General features: G+C 68.5%; 16 protein-coding genes and 3 pseudogenes. 7 read left to right on the top strand and 12 right to left on the bottom strand.

All coding sequences use genetic code 11. The annotated features are described in order from the left end of the window. Positions 1-15: 15 nt before the first annotated feature. The 3 genes from O2W15_RS24015 (at position 16) to O2W15_RS11010 (ending at position 2,898) form a co-directional block, all read left to right on the top strand. The gene (locus O2W15_RS24015; protein WP_442928878.1) at positions 16-351 is read left to right on the top strand and encodes a GIY-YIG nuclease family protein; all 336 of its coding nucleotides are present in this window, start codon (positions 16-18) and stop codon (positions 349-351) included. 146 nt (positions 352-497) lie between these two features. Continuing rightward, on the top strand, positions 498-1,685 hold the full coding sequence (locus O2W15_RS11005; protein ID WP_269179447.1) for an IS110 family transposase: 1,188 nt from the start codon (positions 498-500) through the stop codon (positions 1,683-1,685). A 736-nt stretch (positions 1,686-2,421) separates the two neighbouring features. Then, on the top strand, positions 2,422-2,898 hold the full coding sequence (locus O2W15_RS11010; protein WP_269179448.1) for a riboflavin kinase: 477 nt from the start codon (positions 2,422-2,424) through the stop codon (positions 2,896-2,898). A 340-nt stretch (positions 2,899-3,238) separates the two neighbouring features. Here O2W15_RS11010 and O2W15_RS11015 read toward each other — a convergent pair. After that, positions 3,239-3,412, bottom strand: a pseudogene (locus O2W15_RS11015) (MoaF C-terminal domain-containing protein); the annotation flags it as partial. A 67-nt stretch (positions 3,413-3,479) separates the two neighbouring features. After that, positions 3,480-3,765, bottom strand: a pseudogene (locus O2W15_RS11020) (integrase core domain-containing protein); the annotation flags it as partial. A 402-nt stretch (positions 3,766-4,167) separates the two neighbouring features. On the opposite strand from O2W15_RS11020, the pseudogene O2W15_RS11025 reads away from it, so the two are divergent. Further along, positions 4,168-5,371, top strand: a pseudogene (locus O2W15_RS11025) (IS30 family transposase). 247 nt (positions 5,372-5,618) lie between these two features. On the opposite strand, the gene O2W15_RS11030 reads toward O2W15_RS11025, so the two are convergent. From O2W15_RS11030 to O2W15_RS11040, 3 genes are all read right to left on the bottom strand, one after another. Next, positions 5,619-6,227: a nitroreductase family protein gene (locus O2W15_RS11030; protein WP_269179449.1), complete on the bottom strand. Its 609-nt coding sequence runs from the start codon at positions 6,225-6,227 to the stop codon at positions 5,619-5,621. A 25-nt stretch (positions 6,228-6,252) separates the two neighbouring features. Then, positions 6,253-6,525 (bottom strand): DoxX family protein, encoded by a 273-nt coding sequence (locus O2W15_RS11035; protein ID WP_269179450.1) that lies wholly within the window; start codon positions 6,523-6,525, stop codon positions 6,253-6,255. A 313-nt stretch (positions 6,526-6,838) separates the two neighbouring features. Beyond that, a complete protein-coding gene (locus tag O2W15_RS11040) occupies positions 6,839-8,353 on the bottom strand; it encodes a PucR family transcriptional regulator (RefSeq protein ID WP_269179451.1) in 1,515 nt (504 codons plus the stop codon). Positions 8,354-8,488: 135 nt separating this feature from the next. Between O2W15_RS11040 and gabT the strand changes: the two genes are divergently transcribed. Together gabT and O2W15_RS11050 are read left to right on the top strand one after the other, a co-directional pair. Next, on the top strand, positions 8,489-9,838 hold the full coding sequence (gene gabT / locus O2W15_RS11045; protein ID WP_269179452.1) for a 4-aminobutyrate--2-oxoglutarate transaminase: 1,350 nt from the start codon (positions 8,489-8,491) through the stop codon (positions 9,836-9,838). Continuing rightward, positions 9,835-12,915 carry an NAD-glutamate dehydrogenase domain-containing protein gene (locus O2W15_RS11050; protein ID WP_269179453.1) on the top strand — a complete coding sequence of 1,027 codons (3,081 nt, stop codon included), beginning with the start codon at positions 9,835-9,837 and terminating at the stop codon, positions 12,913-12,915. The genes gabT and O2W15_RS11050 overlap by 4 nt, the downstream gene beginning before the upstream one ends. Positions 12,916-12,974: 59 nt before the next feature. On the opposite strand, the gene O2W15_RS11055 is transcribed toward O2W15_RS11050, so the two are convergent. From O2W15_RS11055 to O2W15_RS11085, 7 genes are all read right to left on the bottom strand, one after another. Continuing rightward, the gene (locus tag O2W15_RS11055; protein WP_269179454.1) at positions 12,975-14,411 is read right to left on the bottom strand and encodes an aldehyde dehydrogenase family protein; all 1,437 of its coding nucleotides are present in this window, start codon (positions 14,409-14,411) and stop codon (positions 12,975-12,977) included. A gap of 366 nt (positions 14,412-14,777) precedes the next feature. Then, positions 14,778-15,209 carry an ester cyclase gene (locus O2W15_RS11060; RefSeq protein WP_269179455.1) on the bottom strand — a complete coding sequence of 144 codons (432 nt, stop codon included), beginning with the start codon at positions 15,207-15,209 and terminating at the stop codon, positions 14,778-14,780. Positions 15,210-15,224: 15 nt separating this feature from the next. Then, positions 15,225-15,764 (bottom strand): flavin reductase family protein, encoded by a 540-nt coding sequence (locus O2W15_RS11065; RefSeq protein ID WP_269164432.1) that lies wholly within the window; start codon positions 15,762-15,764, stop codon positions 15,225-15,227. 42 nt (positions 15,765-15,806) lie between these two features. Further along, positions 15,807-16,829, bottom strand: coding sequence for an ornithine cyclodeaminase family protein (locus tag O2W15_RS11070; RefSeq protein WP_269179456.1), 1,023 nt, complete (start codon positions 16,827-16,829; stop codon positions 15,807-15,809). A 74-nt stretch (positions 16,830-16,903) separates the two neighbouring features. After that, positions 16,904-17,191, bottom strand: a complete 288-nt coding sequence (locus tag O2W15_RS11075; protein ID WP_269164430.1) for a hypothetical protein — start codon at positions 17,189-17,191, stop codon at positions 16,904-16,906. Between the two features lie 29 nt (positions 17,192-17,220). Further along, positions 17,221-18,552, bottom strand: a complete 1,332-nt coding sequence (locus O2W15_RS11080) for an LLM class flavin-dependent oxidoreductase (RefSeq protein ID WP_269164429.1) — start codon at positions 18,550-18,552, stop codon at positions 17,221-17,223. Between the two features lie 14 nt (positions 18,553-18,566). Beyond that, complete coding sequence (locus O2W15_RS11085; protein WP_269179457.1) at positions 18,567-19,373, bottom strand: alpha/beta fold hydrolase; 807 nt, start codon at positions 19,371-19,373, stop codon at positions 18,567-18,569. Between the two features lie 224 nt (positions 19,374-19,597). Here O2W15_RS11085 and O2W15_RS11090 point away from each other — a divergent pair, with 224 nt between their 5' ends. Beyond that, the gene (locus tag O2W15_RS11090) at positions 19,598-20,563 is read left to right on the top strand and encodes a helix-turn-helix domain-containing protein (RefSeq protein WP_269179458.1); all 966 of its coding nucleotides are present in this window, start codon (positions 19,598-19,600) and stop codon (positions 20,561-20,563) included. The last annotated feature ends 501 nt before the right edge of the window (positions 20,564-21,064 follow it).

A 21,064-nucleotide genomic window follows, 5' to 3' on the forward strand; every position in this document is an offset into this window, starting at 1 on the left:
TTCGGCAAGTCGGTGATGAAGATCGGTATGACCCGGCGACTGGAGCCACTGGACCGGATCCGGGAGCTGGGCGACGCATCGGTCCCGTTCCCGTTCGACATCCACAGGCTGTACTTCTCCGATGACGCGGTGACCCTGGAGAACGAACTGCACAACTCGTTCGCCGCCTCGCCGGCTCAACCAGGCCAATCCCCGACGGGAGTCCTTCTTCGCCACGCCCGAGGAGGTCCGGGACGTGCTCGCCGAGAAAGTCGGCAATCTCCTGGAGTGCCCCCCCTTACCGTTTTCGCGTCCCCACTGAGGGGGCTCCTGGTCACCTGGTCCGGCATGACTGACTTCTCCTGTCGTTGATGATCCGGGGGGTGTTGGTACGGGCCTGGTGGCACTGGTGGACCGCTGATAGGGAAATGGCTGCCTTCGGGCAGGTCTTCGTAACGTGGCTGCCGGCATCCAGTGCTCGACTGGCCAGGACGGGCATCGGTGCAGGAGGCACATCGATGAGCGAGCTCGGCTACACGGTGTTCTGCGGGCTGGACGTCGGCAAGGGCATCCATCACGCGGTGGCGCTGGACCCCGGCGGGAAGCGGCTGCACGATGCCGCCCTGCCTCAAGACGAACAGCGCCTGCGTCAGCTGTTCACCGGGCTACAGGCCCACGGTGAGGTGCTGGTGGTGGTCGACCAGCCGGCCACGATCGGGGCGTTGCCGATCGCGGTCGCCCGGGACGTGGGCTGCCACGTCGCCTACCTGCCCGGGCTGGCGATGCGCCGGATCGCTGACCTGCACCCGGGATCAGCCAAGACCGATGCCCGGGACGCCTTCGTCATCGCCGAGGCCGCCCGGACCATGCCGCGCACCCTGAGCCGAGTCGATTCCGGTGAGGAAGTGCTGGCTGAGATCCGGGTGCTGATCGGGTTCGACGACGACCAGGCTCAAGAGGAGAACCCGGCTGAGCAACCGCATCCGCGGGCTGCTCACCCAGATCCACCCCGCCGCCAAGCGGGTGCTCGGTCCTCGAGTGAGCACCACGGTCGTACTGGAACTGCTCTCCCGCTTCGGCGGGCCCGCCGGACTCCGCGTGGCCGGCAGGCGGCGACTGCTGACCGTGGCCCGCAAGGCCGCACCCGCGCCGGGGAGCAACTGGTCACCGCCCTGCTGGCCGCACTCGACGAGCAGACGGTGGTCGTTCCCGGTAACACGGCCGCGGAGAAAGTGCTCCCGCGGCTGGCCCAATCGCTAGCCCAGGTGCCTGCCCAGCGGCGGCAGATCGCCGAGGAAGTCGAAGGAATCCTCGATGCCCACCCTCTTGCCAAGGTCCTGACCTCGATGCCCGCCGTTGGGGTCAGGACCGCAGCCCGCATCCTGCTCGAAGTCGGCGACGGCAGCACCTTACCCACCTCCGGACACCTGGCCGCCTACGCCGGCCTGGCGCCGGTCACCCGCCGCTCGGGCTCCTCGACCCGCGGCGAGCACCCGCCCCAGGGAGGCAACAAGCAGCTCAAGCGGGCACTGTTCCTCTCCGCCTTCGCCGCCCTGGCCGATCCGACCTCACGGGCCTACTACAACCGCAAGCGCGCCGCCGGGAAACGCCACAACGCCGCCCTCATCTGCCTCGCCCGACGCCGGGTCGACGTCCTGTTCGCCATGCTCCGCGACGGCACCGCCCACCAGCCTCAACCGGCTTGACCGAACCCATAGGGACACCCCCCGAACGCGACCACCCAGGCCGGCAATTCGACATGCAGGCGACATCAACCGTTCGGGACACCCCGCCGCTGAGACCAGGCGCGAGCCATCTTCCGTAGCCCCGAGGTACGGGAGGACCAAGGACATGGCCGCCGGCGTGATCTCCTCACCCGGACGCGGTCGAGCAGCGGCCGCCTTCCCGGAACCGGCCTGCCCGACGCCGGCCTCCACCCCCTGCGGCACTCCGCAGTCAGCGCCATGCTCAGCCACGGCGTCCGCTGAAGGTGGTCTCCGAGATCCTCGGCCACTCCTCCATCGCCATTACCGGCGACGTCTACGGGCACGTCTCCCCCGACGTCTCCCGCGACGCCGTGGCCACCCTGGGCGCCGTCCTGAGCAACTCAGGGTCGGCTAATGGTGGTCAAACCACCCGGAACAGCAGCAGGGGCCGTTCCCGATTTCCCGGAAACGGCCCCTGACCTGCGACTTCTCTTGTCGGGCTGACAGGATTTGAACCTGCGACCCCTTGACCCCCAGTTTCCTGCGCGGGGTCCGTCGTCGTTCACCCTGATGCAGTTCGTCCTGGTCAGCGGCTTGCCACGTCCGCCGACGTCCACGGTCATCCGCCATGATTCAGACCGCGTTGCTGTACCGGTTGCTGTACGGCCCTTCCTGGGCTGCGCAGGTCTCCCGCCTCATGGGCTGCCCCCGGCGCGCCCTCCGATACAGTGCCGGGATGACCAGCCCGCTCGGCCGGGAGCCGGTGACCATGGCGCAGCGCACCCAACCTGCCGGGACAGCCGCGGCGGGTAGGTACGTCGTGTCGGGCACGGTGGTCCACGGCGAGCGCCGTGGCCGCGAGCTGGGCTGGCCGACAGCGAACGTGGAGACGGTCGCGTCGGCGGTACCACCGGACGGTGTTTACGCGGGAACCGTCGAGGTCGTAGGCCCCGGCGGTGGGGGTTACCTCGCGGCGGTCTCGGTGGGCGACAACCCGACGTTCCCCGGCGCCACCCGCACCGTCGAGGCTCACCTGCTCGGCTTCTCCGGGGATCTCTACGGCCGCGAACTCGTCGTGACGTTGCTCCACAAGCTGCGCGATCTCGAGGCCTTCGACAACCTGCCGGACCTCGTCACAGCGATCTCGACCGATGTCGAACGCACTCAGGTTCTGCTCAGCGGGGTGAACGCCGAGCTGCCCTCGCCTCGTTGATCTCCGGCGCAGGCGCAACGCGGAGCCACCGGTCACCTACTGGCGCGGACCTCCTCCAGCGGTCCGTATTCTGGACCGGCGCCGACGAGCAGCGGCGCGGGGACGTTCACGAGCCGTTCGCCGGTCACGGGCGATACCACCGCCGAGCGCGTCGACGGCGTCGCAGCCACCGACGGCGACCTGGACAGACGGCAGGACGGGGGTGTCGACCGCATCGCTCGAGCCGCCATGCCGCCGCAAACCGCCCAGGCGCACCCGGGCCGGTCCGTGGCAATCCTGCCGGAGGCGTTCCGACGGCCGCGGAGCCGCTCATCCCACTCGCAGCGTGCTCCGCGGTTCTTCAGGAGACGACGTCGGGGTGTGCGGTGGTGTTCAGCAGCATCCCGCGCGCACCGAACTGGTGGTGCAGGATCTCGCCGGTCCGATGCTCCCACCCGTACATGCGGCCGAACGTCCTCATGTCGGCGAGGTCGACGAACAGCATCGCCTCGACAGGATGGACGTGCTCGCTCCACCCGAAGAAGTACGGGACTGACCAGGGGACTGCCCAGACTTCAGTTGACTCGGTTCGGTAGGGGTGGTCAGGCCGCGTGAGCGGCCTGGGTCAGGGTCTCGAACTCGATGGGGGTCATGCGGCCGGAGGGCGTCTTGGCGCCGCCGGCGGTGGTAGGTCCTCTCGATCCAGATGACGATGGCCAGGCGCAGTTGTTCGCGGTTGGTCCAGCGCTGACGGTTGAGGACGCTCTTCTGCAGCGGGCTGAAGAACGACTCCATGGCGGCGTTGTCCGCGCAGGCGCCGACCCAGCCCATCGAGCCACGCAGCTGTGCGTCGCGGAGAGCGCGGACGTAGGCGTGTGATCGGAATTGTCTAGTTCCCAGCGGTCCTCACAACACCCCAGGTGGAAGGTGTGCGTGATGCCGGCGAGGAAGTACAGCGACGAGCAGCGTGACCGGTTCTTCGAGGTGCTGGATCGCGGTGGGACGATCCGGGCTGCTGCGACCTCGGCTGGAGTCCATCCCGACGCGGGTCAGCGGTGGGTGAAGCGAGCTGGCATCGCGCAATCCCGGCGTGCACCGCGCGAGTACACCCAGGAAGACATGGCTCGGTTCTTCCTACTGCTGGTCGAGCGGGGAAACGTTTCCGCGGTCGCCCACGAGCTGGGGTTCGTCCGCGTGACCTGTTACAAGTGGGCGCACCAGGCGGGGATCTTCACTGGCGAGAGTGCCGATGCCAAGCGCAGGGTGTTCACCCGGCTTCGCACAGCGGGACTGACGCGCGCGGAAGCGGCCGAGCAGGTGGGCGTCGATCGACGCTCGGCCGCGGACTGGGACCAAGGCATCCGCGTCTTCTACGGCGGCCGGATCTATCCCGACGGCCGGATCGTGCACTACCGCCCCGAGCAAAGATTGGCGGCCGTGACGTCACCACGGGCCAGCTACGTGCAGGGCGAGCCGGTCGACCTGGCCCGGGTCGAGCGGGCGATCCATTCCAAATACTTGAGTTTGCTCGAGCGGGAGCGACTTCATGACCTGCATCGGGCGGGGCTGTCGATGCGCGCCATCGCCGTCGAGCTCGGGCGCGCACCGTCCACGATCAGCCGGGAAATGGCGCGCAACACCACGTCCACCTGCGGCTACCTACCTTACGGGGCGCACCGCACCTGGGTGCAGCGGCGCCGCCGTCCCAAGCAACAGAAGCTCATCGACGGCAGGGGGCTGGGGACCTACGTCGAGGCCCGGCTACGGAAGAAGTGGTAGCCGCAACAGATCAGTCACAGGCTGATCAAGGACTTCCCCGGCGATCTGGAGATGCGGGTGAGCACTGAGACGTCTGCCAGGCGATCTACGTCCATGCCCCGGCGAGCTCAAGCGCGAGCTGGCTCGCCAGCTGCGACGCGGATGCGCCGCGCGCAGACAACGCCGCGATCCGAACGCTCGCACCCCCAGATTCGTCGACCCCATGACCCCGATCGACGCCCGTCCGCCCGAGGTCGACGCCAGGGCCGTCCCAGGACACTGGGAAGGGGACCCGATCGTGGGAGCGGCCAGCGCATCAGCGATCGCCACGACCGTCGAGCGCTCGAGCAGATTCCTATTGCTCGGGCACCTCACCGGCGGGCGAACCGCTGACACCGTCCGCGACGCCCTCGTCGCACAGAGCACCGACCTTCCCGATGCGCTGCGCCGGTCCCTGACCTGGGACCAGAATGCTGAAAGGGCGGAGCACCGCTCATTCACCACGGCCACCGGGATGAGCGTCCTCTTCTGCGACGCCGGCTCACCCTGGCAGCGCGGCTCGAACGAGAACACCAACGGCCTGCTGCGTCAGTACCTCGTCAAGGGAACCGACCTGCGGGTGCACGACCGCGACGCCCTCCAACGCATCGCTGACGAGCTCAACACCCGACCGCGCCGATCCCTGGACTGGGACACCCCCGCCGAACGAGTCGCCGCTCTAATGGACGCGTCTTAGCCCCGTTGCGAGGACCGCGGGGAACCAAGGTTCGTGGCAGGCCCGGTCCTCGCAGCACTCGCGCACGGTCTCCAGTCCGCCGTCGCGGCTGACCATCGCCAACAGCTGCCGCTGGCCGGCGGTGGCGTCCGCCACGGCGGCCCGCCGAGCAGATCAACCGCCTCTGGCAGCGCGGCCCGATCGGCGCCGATCTGGGGTTCTGCCAGCCGCAGCGTGTGGGGGCACCTCGCAGTTCGCGGCCGAGCGATCAGGCGGCAGGAGCCGTGGGGCTCGCCCCGAGGGGCAGTAGCAGTTGATCGAGCGGCAGCCGGTCTCGGGCGGCGGTCTCCCGGCTGGCGAACGGCTCGGCGAGCTGCACCGCGTCGTCCCGGCGTCCGACAGCCAGCACGACGAGCGGAGTGACGACGCCGGGGGCAGCCAGCAGGGCGGCGACCCCATCCCGGTCGAAGCCGCCCATCTGGTGCACGGCCAGGCCCTCATGTTGGGCCTGCACCGACAGGTGGGCCACCGCCTGGCCGGTGTCGTACACCGCCCACGGCCGGGACGTGCCGTCCGGACCGACCGTCTCGGCCGCGGCGACGATCAAGGCCGAGGCGCCGTGCGCCCACGCCTGGTTGCCCGGTCGCAGGGCATCGAGGACAGCGGCGAACTCGGCCCTCCCCCGGAGCGCGACGGCGAACCGCCACGGCTGGGTGTTGGACGCGCTGGGCGCCCAGCGGGCGGCCTCGAGCACGGCGGTCAGCTGCTCGACCGCGAGATCGTGCCGGGGGTCGAGGGCGCGAGGGCTCCACCGCTCGGCGAGCAGAGGATGGAGTGGCTCGGCGGTGGTCGCCGCCTTGGAGATCAGCGGGGTCATGGGATGTGGCCTTCCTTCCTGTGGATCAGCAGATCGAGCTGGAGCCCGATGGGTCGATCGGCACACCGAGGCCGCGGCTGAGCGCGACGCCGCCAACGAGCTCCACGATGGCGGCGAACCACGCGGCGGCCGAGGTGGCGGGTACGCCGGCCCGGTCGAGATACGCGGCCGTGCCGTCGATGGCGTTGAGGTACTGCCTCTGCCAGCCGTGGGCCGAGAACACGGCGCGGAGGGCAAGGCGGACGAGCAGGACGGCGATATCCCGAGCGGGAGCGGGGAAGCCATGGCGGTTCCTCACGCGGGCGTCCGTCCATGAGGCGCCAACTGCCACAGCACTCGATCGACGCGACCACCGACTCAGGTCGACGCGTGACAGACCACCGACCATCTCCCTCCGACCGTATCAATGAGCGTTCACCGTGTTCGTCGATGCTGAGCGCCCACTCGTGCGGGACGCCCGCGCGAAGATTTCGATGACCGCTACGACGACACCGCGGCACGGCGCAACCAGTTCTGCCTTCGCCACAGGCGTCGCCACGAACAGCAGGTCCCGCAACGCTCGCGCCTCCCGGCAAGATACCGCGACGCTCGAGAGGATCACTTCGGCCGATTCAGCTCGCCCCCGGCGGATGTAGCGCGATCCACAATTCGGCCCTGGTCCCCGGCTCGTCGAGGTCGCGTCCGAGCAGCTGACCGGCACGGCGCACCCGCTTGCGCAGCGTGTGCCGGTGCACCCCGAGCTGCGCGGCGGCCGGCTCCCACTGACCGTGATGCGTCAACCACACGCGGACGGAGTGGACGAGGTCACCTGCGCCGGCACGGTCGGCGGCGAACAGCGGCGCAAGAAGTGAGTCGGCGAAAGCCCGCGTCGCCGTCGGCTCGAGCAGGGCCGAGAGCCCGGGGGTGGCCAGGTCGTCGAAGTCGACGACGACCGTGGTCCGCCCCCGGCCGTGTTGGGCGGCCTGGCGGGCCTGTTGGAGGCCGTCGACGAGTTCCGACCAGCGGACGGGCCGGGACATGCCGACGGCGGAGCCGGGGACGCGCGCTGGCAGGACGTCGAGTTGCGACGCTAGTCCGGTCTCCGCCGAAGTGAGGAGGACCAAGGCGTCGTCGAGCTCCGCGGAGAACAGTGGCACCCGCCCGTGCGCCGCTGCGTCGGCCGCCACATCGACCGCGGCGGAGCGCTGCTCGCCGCTGCCGAGCACGGTGAGGACACGGAGCGGCTCGGAAGGGAGTTGCTGGCCCAGTTCGTCGACCACGCCGGACACTGTGCGTTCCTCGCCGGCCAGGAGCAGCCGCAGCAGCGCGGCACGCAGAGCAGCCATGGCACTGTCCAGCCCCCGCGATTGCTCCATGCGCAACGTCAGCAGCAGCGCAGCGGCGTTCACGACGTGCCGCTCGGTCGGCGGCAGGCTCCCGGACCGGCCGACCGCCAGGAACCCGCGAATGCGTGCGTTCGTACCGAGCGACTGCACCAGCACGGTGTCCTCGGGTCCACTGATCGCCGCACTGGCCGGTGCGCGTGATCCACGGAGGCGGTCCAGCTCGGTCCCCAGGACGCGGGCATGTCGGACGGCGCCGGGTGGGGCGGCTTCCAGTGGTGCCCCGACCGTGTCGAGCAGCAGCGCCCAACCGCCGATCGCGCGGGCGAGCCGCTCCAGCAGCGCGCCGGGTGCACCGGGCGCGACTGCGGCCCGGGTCAGCTCCTGCTGCACCGCCGCCGATCGAGCGACCGCGGCATACTCGTCGGCCGCGAGAGCCGCCGAGACGCTGCGCGAGATGGCGATGAAGGGGGTCCCTCGGGGCACGTCAACGACCGGCAGGCCGCTCTTCTCGGCGGCCGCCAGCAGTTCGGGCAGGACGGCCTCCTGCCCGAGGCCAGTCCCGAAACCGAGCGCCGCGACACCGGCGTCGACCAGCCGCCGCACGTAAGGGCCGGCCGGTTGGTCCTGGCGCAGCGCGAGTCCCGTCGTCAGCAGCAGTTCCCCACCTTCGAGGAACGGCGCGGGATCGGCCAGCTCGCTCACGTGGACCCACGACAACGGGCGGTCGACGACCGCATCGGCGGTCAGGAGCACCAGGCCGAGCTCAGACCGAGTGAGCAGGTCGGCAACAGTGACTGGCAAGTCAGCTCCCAAGAAGGGTCGACCCCGTGCCGGAATGGACATCCGGGGGAAGCCGACACGCCTGATTGACCGTACTCGGTTCGGCTTCCGTTGCCGAGACTCAAGGGAGTCCGTCCCCCCAGGCGAGGAGCTCCTGTGACCGACCTGCTCGTTTCTCCACTGACGCCCGCCCAGGAGCGTCGACTGGTCACGGAGGTGCCTGGCCCTCGGTCACGGGCGCTCAGCGCCCGGCGCGCGGCCACCGTGTCCGCCGGCGTCGGGACCACCCTGCCGGTCTTCGTCGAGCGGGCCGGCGGCGGTGTCGTGGTGGATGTCGACGGCAACTCGCTGATCGACCTCGGCGCAGGCATCGCGGTGGTCAACGTCGGCAACGCCGCGCCTCGCGTGGTGGCCGCCGTCCAGGAACAGGTCGAGGCGTTCACCCACACGTGCTTCATGGTCACGCCGTACGAAGGCTACGTCGCCGTCTGCGAGGAGCTCGCTCGCGTCACCCCTGGCGATCACGACAAGCGCTCGGCGCTGTTCAACTCGGGCTCCGAGGCAGTTGAGAACGCGGTGAAGATCGCCCGCGTTGCGACAGGCCGGTCAGCGGTGGTGGTCTTCGACCACGCTTACCACGGACGGACCAATCTCACGATGGCCCTGACGGCGAAGAACCTGCCGTACAAGAACGGGTTCGGGCCCTTCGCGCCCGAGGTCTACCGCGTGCCGATGAGCTACCCGTTTCGCGACCCGGCTGGTCTGACCGGCGCCGACGCCGCGATCCGCGCCATTCGCCAGATCGAGACGCAGGTCGGCGCAGCCAACGTGGCGGCGGTCCTGATCGAGCCCATCCAGGGCGAGGGTGGATTCGTCGTCCCGGCCCCCGGTTTCCTGCCCGCCATCGCCGACTGGGCGCGAGAGGCCGGAGCGGTCTTCATCGCCGACGAGGTGCAGACCGGGTTCTGCCGCACCGGCGACTGGTTCGCCAGCGAGCACGAGGGCGTCGTCCCCGATCTGATCACCCTGGCCAAGGGCATGGCAGGCGGTCTGCCTCTTGCCGCTGTCACCGGCCGAGCCGAGCTGATGGACGCGGTGCACACGGGTGGGCTCGGCGGAACGTACGGCGGTAACCCCCTGGCCTGCGCGGCTGCTCTCGCCTCGATCGCGACGATGAAGGAGCTCCGCCTCGATGACTCGGCCCGAGTCATCGAGGCAACGATGCTCCCCCGGCTGCGGGCGCTGCAGGAACAGTTCCCGGCCATCGGGGACGTCCGCGGCCGCGGCGGCATGATCGCCATCGAACTGGTGAAGCCGGGCGGCACTGAGCCGGACCCGGCTCTCACCGCCGCTGTGGCGAAGCACTGTCATGCGGAGGGAGTCATCGTGCTGACCGCCGGCACCTACGGGAACGTGCTGCGCTTCCTGCCACCGCTGGTCATCGGCGAGTCTCTCCTTACTGAGGCGCTCGACGTGCTCGACGCCGCGTTTGCCGCCCAGGCATGAAGGGCGACCCGGTCCACGACCGGGTCCGGCTGCGGCCCGCTCCCGCCGGGCGGGGGCCGCTCGTCGGGGCGGTCGTCGAGTGGCCTTCCACTCGCCCGCTGCTCGCCGACGTCGTCCCGGTGTTCGAGCGGCTGGGGGTCCGCGTCGCCGACGCCCGACCGCTGCCTGAGGTGGGCGGTACGGCGATGCTCCTCGACCTGCTGCTGCCCGAGGACGTGGCGACCGAGCCAGCGCTCGCCGCGCTCGGTCAGGCACTCGCTGCGGCGTGGGCAGGAGAAACGGAGCTGGACGGGCTCGCACAGTTGACGGTGACCGAGGGCCTGCCTGTGCTGCAGGTGACCGTGCTCCGCGCGGCCTGCCGCTATTTGGCGCAGACCGGCACCGGCCTCTCCCGCGCCTACATCGAGCAGATGGTGCTCGGCGCTCCACGCTTCGCCCGGGCGCTGATCCGGCGGTTCTTCGCGCGTCACGACCCCGATGCTCGCGATGCTGCCGGAGCCGCTGCGGCAGGCGCGGAACTCGAGTCCCTGCTCGATGCCACGACGAGCCTCGACGAGGACCGCATCCTGCGCGGGCTGCGTGATGTCCTCGACGCAGTCCTCCGTACCAACGCCTTCCAGGACCCAGCCGGTCGCCCACCTGCCCAGCTCGCCCTCAAGATCGCGTCCCCGCGGCTGACCTTCCTCCCCGCCCCGAGACCGTGGGTCGAGACGTTCGTGCACTCCCCCACGGTGGAGGGTCTGCACCTGCGCGGCGGGCCTGTCGCCCGTGGCGGCCTCCGCTGGTCAGACCGTCCCGAGGACTACCGCACCGAAGTGCTCGGCTTGTTGAAGGCGCAGCTCGTGAAGAACGCCGTGATCGTCCCTGCCGGCGCGAAGGGCGCCTTCGTCGTGCGCGGCGCCGGCGACCAGACTGCCGTTGAGCACGCGTATCGGTCCTTCGTCGCGGGTCTGCTCGACATCACCGACAATCGGGTGGACGGCCGAGTGGTGCACCCAGCGCGCACCGTCGTCCTCGATCAAGACGACGCCTACCTGGTGGTCGCCGCCGACAAGGGGACGGCGACGTTCTCCGACCTCGCCAACGAGCTCGCCGTCGCGCGCGGCTTCTGGCTCGGCGACGCCTTTGCGTCGGGGGGGTCGGTCGGCTACGACCACAAGGCCATGGGCATCACTGCTCGGGGGGCCTGGGTCGCAGTGCGCCGGCACCTGCGCGAACTCGGTGTGGACCCCGATGTCGACGAGATCACCGCTGTCGGGATCGGCGACATGTCCGGGGACGTGTTCGGCAACGGCATGCTGCTGTACGAGCGCCTCCGCCTGGTCGCCGCGTTCGACCACCGGCACGTGTTCCTCGACCCCGACCCGGACCTACCGACGTCCTACGCCGAACGCCGTCGGCTGGCTGCGCTTCCCGGGTCGTCGTGGGCCGACTACGACCCTTCGGTGCTGTCACCGGGTGGGGCGGTCTACCGACGCGATGCCAAGCGGGTGCTCCTCTCTCCAGAGGTCCGCCGACGGCTGGGTACGGAGGCGCACGAGCTGACGCCCGACGAGCTCATCCAGGCCGTGCTGCGCGCGCCTGTCGACCTCCTCTGGAACGGCGGCATCGGCACGTACGTACGGGCCGACGACGAGACCGATGCTCAGGTGGGTGACCGCACCAACGAGCGTGTGCGCGTGACGGCTGCGACCTTGCGCTGCCGGTTGATCGGCGAGGGCGGGAACCTGGGGTTGACCCAGCGGGCCCGCATCGCTGCAGCTCGCGCCGGGGTCCGGGTGAACACCGACTTCATCGACAACGCGGCCGGTGTGGACACCTCCGACCGCGAGGTCAACCTGAAGATCCTCCTCGCCGATGCGGTGAGAGAGGGCGAGCTGTCCGTCGGGGCGCGGGATGACTTGCTCCGGACGCTCACCGACGAGGTGGCCACGGCCGTACTCGCCGACACCGCTCACCAGGTGAGAGCGCTGACGGTGTGCGCCGAACGTGCGCCGTTCCTGCTCGATCGGCACGCCGGCCTCATCCGTGACCTGGAGCAGCATGCCGGACTGGACCGCGGCCTGGAGCACCTGCCGTCGGAGGCCGACGTCGAACGGCTGCGCGCGGCCGGTGGCGGCCTCACCCGGCCCGAGGCGTCCGTTCTGCTCGCCTACTCCAAGAACCTGGTGCGCGAGGAGCTGCTCGGCAGTGACCTGCCCGACGACCCCGCACTGCGCGGGGTGCTCCTCCGGTACTTCCCGCGCGCCGTGCGTGAGCGCTGGCCCGACCGGATCGCCGCGCACCCACTGGCCCGCGAGATCACCGCGACGCAGCTGGCCAGCGACCTGCTCGACCGGGTCGGACCCGGCTTCCTGCACCGGCTGGAGGAGCGGCACAGCGTGGGCACGCCGATCGCGGCACGGGCATTCGCCGCCGCCCAGCAGGCGCTCAAGCTCGACGCAGTCTGGGCGATGCTCGACGAGGACGTCCCGCCGTCAGTCGAGCGGCTGGCCTTACCGGAAGCGCAGAGGGCCACCGAGCGAGTGGCCGACAGGTTGCTGCGCCGGTACCCCGACCCGGTCGCACTCACCGCGACTGTTCCGGCCCTGACGGCGTTGGTGGCCGACGTGCACTGCATCGACGACACCATGGCGCAACAGCTGCGGGCCGCTGGAGCCTGCGCTCAGCTCGCCGACGGTGTTGCGGCTCTCGCATCTCGGGCCGATGCCCTTGACCTGGCCGGGCTCGTCGAGACCACTGGCCTGCCGGTCTACAGGGTCCTCGACCGCCACTGGGCCCTCGGCCGCGCGCTCGGCATCGACCGGGTGCCGGCTGCCGAGCTGGCCGGCGACTCGACGTGGGAGCTTGCCGCCAAGACGGTCCTGCGGGAGCAGTTCGACGAGCACATCCGTGCCCTCACTGCCAGCCTGCTGGCCGACGGCGGGGATGTCGACCGATTCCTGGACCGGCACTCAGCCGCGATCGGCCGGTTCACCGCTGTTCGCGACGCCGCCGCGACGGCACAGCAGAACGCTGTCGCGTTGCTCGCCGTTCTCACCGACGAGCTGCTCCGGCTTCGGCAGGCCGCGGCCTGATCCCGCTCTTGCCGACACCACCAGGGCCCGGTCCGATCGGACCGGGCCCTGGACTTCTCCTACAGGTCGATGCCCGTCAGGACCAGCACCCGCTCCTCGGTGAGGTCCTCCATGGCCGCGTACACACCCTCTCGTCCGGTGCCGGAGTCCTTGAGCCCTCCATAGGGCATCTGGTCGGCCCGGAAGCTCGGCACGTCCCCGATCACCACACCGCCGACCTCGAGCTCTCGCGCGGCCCGGAATGCGAGTTGCAGGTCGCGCGTGAAGACGCCGGCCTGCAGGCCGAAACGGCTGTCGTTGACCCGCGCGAAGGCCTCGTCGATCGAGTCGACCACATCCAGCACGACGACGGGGCCGAAGACTTCCTCACAGGCCACCTTGGCATCGACGGGCACCGAACTGAGCACGGTGGGCGCATACGTTGCCCCCTCTCGCGTGCCACCGGTGAGGACGGCCCCCCCGGCCGCGACCGCCTCATCCACCCAGCTTTCCACCCGACGTGCAGCGGCCTCGTCGATGAGGGGACCGACATCGGTCGCGTCGTCAGTGGGCGCGCCAGTCACGAGCTTCTGCACGGCTTCGACGACTCGATCGGTGAGCTCGTCCGCGATGTCACGGTGGGCGAAGACCCGCTGGACGGAGATGCAGGACTGGCCGGCTTGGTACATGGCGAAGGTGGCGATCCGGGACGCCGCCCACGCCAGTGCGTCACCGTCCTGATCGGGAGCGACGACAACCGCGGCATTGCCGCCGAGCTCCAGGGTCACGTGCTTGCGCGGGACCGACTCGCGGATGGACCAGCCGACGGGCACGGAGCCGGTGAACGAGACGACGGGCAGCCGCGGATCCCGGACCAGCCCGGCGGCCACCTCGTTCGTCACCGGCAGTATCGACCAGGCTCCGGGCGGCAGGTCCGTCTCGCTCAGGATCTCGCCGAGGGCAAGCGCGGACAGCGGCGTCGCCGGAGCAGGCTTGAGTACGATCGGCGCCCCGACGGCCAGCGCCGGGGCGACCTTGTGGGCGACCAGGTTCAGCGGGAAGTTGAACGGTGCTATACCGAGAAGCGGTCCGCGCGGCGCCCGCCGGATCAGCGCCATCCGCCCGGCGGCGGCCGGGTCGGTGTCCAGCCGCTGCAGGGACCCCGACCAACGTCTCGCTTCTTCTGCTCCCCAGCGGAACGTCGAGGCAGCGCGGACGACCTCGAGCCGGGCCCACTTCAGCGGCTTGCCCGACTCGGCAGTGATCAGTTGAGCAATCTCTTCGCGACGTTCGGCGAGCCGCCGCGCAACGTGGTCCAGGGCGGCGGCCCGGACGTGGGCCGGCGTGGACGCCGACGCCGCACGAGCGTTGTGCGCAGCATCGACGGCGTCCTCGATGTCGCCGGGCGTGGCCAACGTCGTCTCTCCGGCGACCCGCCCATCGTGCGGCGAAGTGACTTCGAGGACCTCGGCGCCGGACCTCGGCGCTCCAGCAATCCAATAAGGCGTTGTCAACACTTACCCTCCTCAGACCCGGCGGCTTCCCTGTTCAACGCTGCCTCCCCTACCGAGTGCTGCGGAAGGCGCCGATTCGGCCACCTCGAACTCTGGAGGGTGCCCCGTTGACATCGGCTCACGGCATCACCCCACACCGCCCCGACGGCGAACTCGTCGAGTTCGGACGGCTTCCTGGGAGGTGGAAGCGCACCACCGAGACCTGACGTGGTTGGGTAGACCAACCTCTCGACTGCTCACCTCGCCCGCCGGCGGGACCGCCAGCGCGTAACGCGAGCGCCCCATCGAGCGCTGCGGCGGCAATGCCCCGGTCACTGCGGCGCTATCGGTCCGTCACCAGATGCGACCAGTTCGTCTGGCCGGAGTTGACTAACCGGCGGAGCTCCGCGGCGGGAAGATCGGGAGGACTCCCAGGCTGTGCAGCACGCTGACCTTGTTCCACGAAGCCCATTCCTCCGCGATCTTGCCGCCGCGCAAAGCGCTGATCGTGATCCCGGACGCGGTGACCAACTTGCCTGTCGGAGGAACGCCGAGGTACGGGCCTTCATGATGCCCGGTCGAGGACCACCGGTAAGCGAGCCGATCGCCATCGACGATGACGTCATCAATACGGGACACCAGGTCTGGGAAGGCCTGGTGCCGCTCCCGCAAGGTGTCGACGAACTCCTCACGGCTGTAGTCGGCTTCACTAGCATGCCGAACGTAATCATCGGTGAAGAACTGGTGCATCCCCTGAGCAGCACTCTTGTTGATCTGATCCCAGACGTAGTGGATCCAGCCGACGACGCCATCGTTACCCATGTGTGCCCTCCACGATCAGTCGTCCGCCAACAAGCTGGTCGGATCGAAGAACTTGCCGCCGAAGTACAACAGCGGAGCCTGGCGAGGTTCGGCACCTGCAGCCACTACTTCGACGATGAAGATCGTGTGGGTACCTGCGGGGATCCGCGAGATGACACGACCCTCGAACGCCGCGGCAGCGCCGTCGACTAACGGTGCTCCGGTCTGCCCGGCATGCCAGTCCAGGTCAGCGAACTTGTCGCCTTCGGACATCGCGAAGAGCATCGCCACCGACTCCTGATGGGCAGCCAGGATGTTGATGGCAACAGGGTTGTCGACAAAGAGATGAGGGTGCGTCCGAGACGTGGAGGAGACGCACACCATCACCAGCGGCGGATCCAACGAGACGCTGGAGAAAGCGTTCACCGCGAGCCCGACCGGTTCACCCCCCACGATCGTTGTCACGACCGTCACCCCCGTGGGGAAGGCGCGGTGTGTCCCCTTGATCGCGGTGACAAGCTCAGCTGCATTGGGCTTGACACCAGTTGACTCAACGCCTCTTGCAGACATCGCCATATCCTTGGCTCCTTCGCTCACCGCGTAGTGGCATGGCCACCCCTACGCTGGGACGACAATTCCTTGATGGGCTTCACGAGCGCGACCGTTGAGGAACCGGGCAACCGCCAGGTCTTCCACGGCGAGTCCGACAGACTTGAACACGGTGACGGCAGTTGGGTCGGATCGCCCGACCGCTCGGCCGAGCAGCACGTCTCCGATCGTCCCCTTGATGGCATCGAGCTCGAAGGTCGAGTGCTCGGCGGCGAACAGCAGGTCACCGGCATCTGCCACGGCGGCCTCCACGTCATCGACGAAGACCGCAGCCTCGGAAACGATCTGCGGGTCCAGCTCGACGCCGCGGGACGTGCTGGCGCCCACTGCGTTGACATGGGTGCCGGGCGACAGCCAGGCGTGCTGCAGGATCGGCGATCGAGCCGGGGTCAGTGTGACGACTACGTCGCTCGCTGCGACTGCCTCACTGGCGTCGCTCATCGGACGCGCCTTGAAGCCCAGGCGCTGCGCGGCGGACGCCACTCGCTCCGCCGCCGCTTCTGTCCGCCCCCAGACGCGGACGTCGGTCAGCGTCCGCACCTTCCCTATTGCTTCGATGTGCGGAAGAGCTTGTTGACCCGTGCCCAGCACCGTCAGGACGGAAGCGTTCGGGCGGGCCAACGCGTCGGTTGCCACCGCCGTGACGGCGGCGGTTCGGATTGCGGTGACAGCCCCAGCGTCCAACATTGCGATGAGGTCACCAGTCCTGCCGTCGAAGAGGAGACACAGACCATGGTGACTTGGACCCTCGCCTGGCTGGTGTACCACGCACACCACTTTGGCCGCGTACGCCCCGCTCTGCCCTTCGTGCTGGGCTGCCTGATAGGCCGGCATCATGCCCAGCGCGCCCCCGCCCGATGAAGGCACGAGTTCGCGACGGTGCAACTGCTCCGACTTGCCGAGTGCGTAGTCGACCAGGGTCTGACGCATCAGGTCGATTGCGGTCTGCGGATCGAGTAGTGCATTCACGGCGGTGCCGTTGAGATAGAGCCGCGCGGACAGGTCGGTCGGGGATTTGGCTTCGGCCCTCATCGATTACGCTCCTGACGTAGCCCTCGGTCGGCACCTGCAGGTGGCGCCCCTCCCCTGAGGGACGCCACCTCGACTCACGGCTTCTGCCAGATCGTGTCCTCCGGCGTGGCGGTCCCTCGCAGCTCAGCCAGCTGTGCAATCAAGCCGCCGGCTTCGGCGAGAAAAGCCCGAAGGCTCTCCTCGTCGGGCCATTCATCGATGTCCAGGACCTCGTCGTCACGCACAAGGCGTGTGTGAGAGATGTTCCCGTGCTTCTTGAGAAGGCCGATCACCTTCTCGCGGAGCTCGGGGTGCTTCGCATCGACCTCCTTCATCCTCGCTTGATCGGCGTTCTTGATGTTCACGGTCACGACGATGCTCATGACTACCTCCTGGGGGTGTCCGACTTCAACTACTTCTGGGTGTCCTCGAGCGGCACGCGCAGCTCGGGGATGTGGCTCGTGCGGATGTCGATGGCGTGACCGTCGACCCATGCCATGGGCTTGGAGATCGGCTCTTGGACACGCGCGCCGTACTCACTTCTCGTGCGGAACGCCGCCCCCTCCTCGGCGGTGTCCCAGATCGGCTTGCCCGTCCGGGCGCGGAACTTGGGCATCACCTCTTCGGCGAACATCGTCATGTTCTTGCGAGCCATCCACGAGGGCATGGTCCATGCGTCCTGGGTGACGAGAAGGCGGCCCGCGCCGAGAGTGGAGGTGTACTCCTCGATACGCTCAGCAACGGTCTCAACAGACCCGCAGATCAGCTGGAAGTTGTCAATCGCCTCGTCGATCGTCGTTTCAGACGCGTCCTTGCTTCGGTAGCCGCCCCCCAGCGCCATGCCCCTCAGCGAGCCCTCGCTGGCGTAGCCCGGCGGGAACGAGTCGTGGAACGGAGAGCCGAAGGAGTTCTGCTGCACCGAGAGGTAGTGAGCCTCGACTTCCTGCCTGGCTTGCTTGTCCGTCTCAGCCACATGAACATAGGACTGCGCCACGAGCTGACGTGGATCCATCTCGTAGCCCTCGGCCTGGCAGAGCTCCCGGAAGGTCGCGGCGTTCCTCTGGAGAACCGGCCACGGAACCAGCACGGCCATGTAGCAGTACCGCTCACGCGAAGCGAACTGGAGGGTCTCCTTGGAGCCGGCCGCGGGTACCCACACCTCTGGATAGGGCTGCTGCATCGGCTTGGGCCAGAGATTTGCGTATGGAGCACTGAAGTACTTCCCATCGAAGTCGAACGGGCCTTCCTCCGTGAAGGCCCTCTTCAGGAACTCGTGCGCCTCGTAGTAGCGTTCGCGCGCATCCGTGGGATTCATCATGGCGAGCGAGTGGTAATTGGCCCCGATCCCCATGGGGAGACCGAAGAAGTAGCGTCCGCGGGAGAGGATGTCGAGCGCGGCGACCTCCTCGGCGTACCTCATAGGCGTGAGATAGCTGTTGAGCAGCGCTCCGACTGTACCGATGCGGATGTTGCTGGTTCGGGCGGCAAGCGCGGATGCGAGGACGATCGGCTGGGTCACGACGGCGTTGGGACCGCCGTGTTGTTCGAGGACGACGAGTCCGTCGTATCCGAGTTGCTCAGCGAAGACGGCATCCTCGATGAAGTCCTCGAAGATCTGCTGTCCGCGGAGCGGATCGTAGTACTTCGTCGAGGTCGTGATGAAGATCGACTTGCCGAGCTGGTCGCGACGGGGGATGAACGAGTACTTGTTGCCATTCCAGAGATAGAACTCGAGCTCAGACATATCGTGACTCGCTCTCAGATCGAGTGGACGAAGTCGGACAGGAGCGACGCGAGCGCCGTCGGCTCCTGCACGAACGGGACATGGCTGGTCGGAACGCTCGATCCAGGGATGTCGACCACCTTTGCTCCAGGGATGAGCTCGGCGTACCGAGCCGCCACAGACTTGTCGATCACGCGGTCGTCATCAGGCAGCACGATCTGGGTGGGCACTGCCACTCGTCCCAGGCGCCGGTCGAGCTTGCGGTCGTAGCGCGGATTCCAGGCGAAGCGGGCGAGGCCCGTCAGCTCCTTGTAGTCCTGCACCGTCTCCTCGACAGGCTCGCCTCCTTCGAGGTACTCAGGGAACCTGTCGGCCTCGCCATTGAAGACCCGCTCGAGCGCCTCGTGTCCTTCCTGTCGGAAGGGGTCGTGCAGGAACGCTCCCTTGAGGCCGGCCGGAGCGACCAGTTGGAGGCTCCGCAGCCGTTCTGGGAAGAAGCTGGCGAACTCAGCGGCGATCCAGCCGCCGAACGAATGACCGACGAGATGGACTCGCTCGAGCCCAAAAGCGTCCAAGAGGTCTGCGTAGTGCAGGACGAGGTCGTCGAAGGACTCCAGCCATTTGGGCATGGGAGTGTCTCCGAAACCCGGGTGCTCGGGCACCAGGAGGTCCGTGGAGTGGGACAGCGCCTCGTAGAACGGCAACCAGCGCCGCGTCAGGCCCGCCCCGTGGAAGTAGACCACCGGCTCGCCCTGACCCGCTCGCCGGTACGCGACCTGAGCACCGCGCACGTCGATCGTCGAGGGCTCCGTGTAGAACGCCCACTTAGCATCTTCGGTCATGAGACCTTCCCTTCAGGCCGACGGGGTACGTCGCTACCTGGAGAACGCTATGGAGCAGCGGTGCCGGGACGTACGACCTAGCGCGCACCCATATCCACCATCCGCGCGCAACCAGACCCTGGGCGCCACGACGGTGCGGAGGCAAGATCGTCGTCGAATAGGCTCCCATGGCGCGTCTCGGGGGTTGATGTCGCCCGCGCGGCCTGGACGTTAGAGGAGTGACGATGGCAGCCCGGTACTTCTCCAAGAGGCACTACACCGACGCCACGTTGTGGAATCAGGACTCAGACTCTCTCGTCAACCCGACGCGCATCACTCCCGTTGCGCCAGACGGCTTCTGGCTGGAAGCCGAGGCCATCGAGGTGAACGGGGTGCGTCTGGCGGTCGTGACCTCCACCGGACACATCGTCGAACGAACCAGGGCCCTGATCGAACGGACGCGAGACCCTCGCTTCACTCTCACGCTCCAGATGGCCGGCAGCAGCCATCTGAGTCATGAACGCGGGGAGAGTCAACTGGTCGCCGGGGACATCACCATCACCGACTCGGCGCGACCCTACCGTCGCGTCTCCGAGGGTTTGAACTGCATGCTCGTCGTGGTCTTCCCGCAACAGTTGCTGAATCTGCCGCCCGGCTCCATCAGCATGCTCATAGGCAGCCAGATCTCCGGCCGGTCGGGTGTCGCTGCGATCAACGCAGGTTTCTTGCGGGCCGTCGCCGACAACTTGGACGCCCTGCAGGCCCCCATGGGGCTCTCCATCGTCAACGCCGTCATCGATCTCACGACCACGTTGATGGGCGACACCCTGACCTCCAGCGACGTCGGACAGTCGTTGAGAGACATCGAGTTGTTGATGTCGGTTCGCAACTTCATCATGGAGAACCTAGCGGACGCCGACCTCGATCCCACCCAGATAGCTGGCGCCAACTACATCTCCGTGCGCCAACTGCACATCCTCTTCAGTCGGGTCGGCGTGACGGTTTCACGTTGGATCCGCGATCGCCGACTGGAGATGTGCCGACGCGACCTGGCCGATCCGCTCGACTTCGGCACGCCCGTTCGAGTCGTCGCTGAGCGGTGGGGTTTCCGGAACCCGACCTACTTCGCTCGCGTCTTCCACGAGACTTATGGTGTGAATCCGCGCGAGTACAGGAAGACTGTCGTCTCGGACCCACCTGCCACGATGTGAGCGGCCGGCGTTGAGAAGGGAACCGGCTCCAGCTCCAGCGCCTGGGCAGGTCGGTCAAGCGGGTGATCGTTACCCAGCCTCCTCACGACAACGTGGATCAGCGCGCCGGGCCGGTCGCGTTGGTAGCGGCGCGTCTTGCTCACCGGTCGCGCCATCGACCTGCGACGGCCGGTCCACTCGGTAACGGTGCAAGCACCGCGCGGCCACTCGAGGGTGCGCAGCCGACCTGGCCGGCGTCCGCAGCCGGACCAGCGTTCCGTCCACCCGCGCTGGTGCACGAGGTCGCGCAGCAGGAGCGCCGATATCCGCCGCCGGTGTGCGCGCGGCCGAAAGCTGTGGGCGAGACCTGCGGTCCGGTGGCGGCCAGTTCACGGCTGTGGCGGTGTGGCCAGGCGGCGGTAAGCATCGCCGCGGGGTAGGAGACAGACCAACCGTCCCCTCCCCCGCGGCTACGACCCGCCGGCGGTGGCGTGGAGGTCAGGGCGGCGTCAGCGCGGGACA

The organism is Modestobacter sp. VKM Ac-2979, assembly GCF_026967995.1.
GTDB lineage: Bacteria > Actinomycetota > Actinomycetes > Mycobacteriales > Geodermatophilaceae > Modestobacter.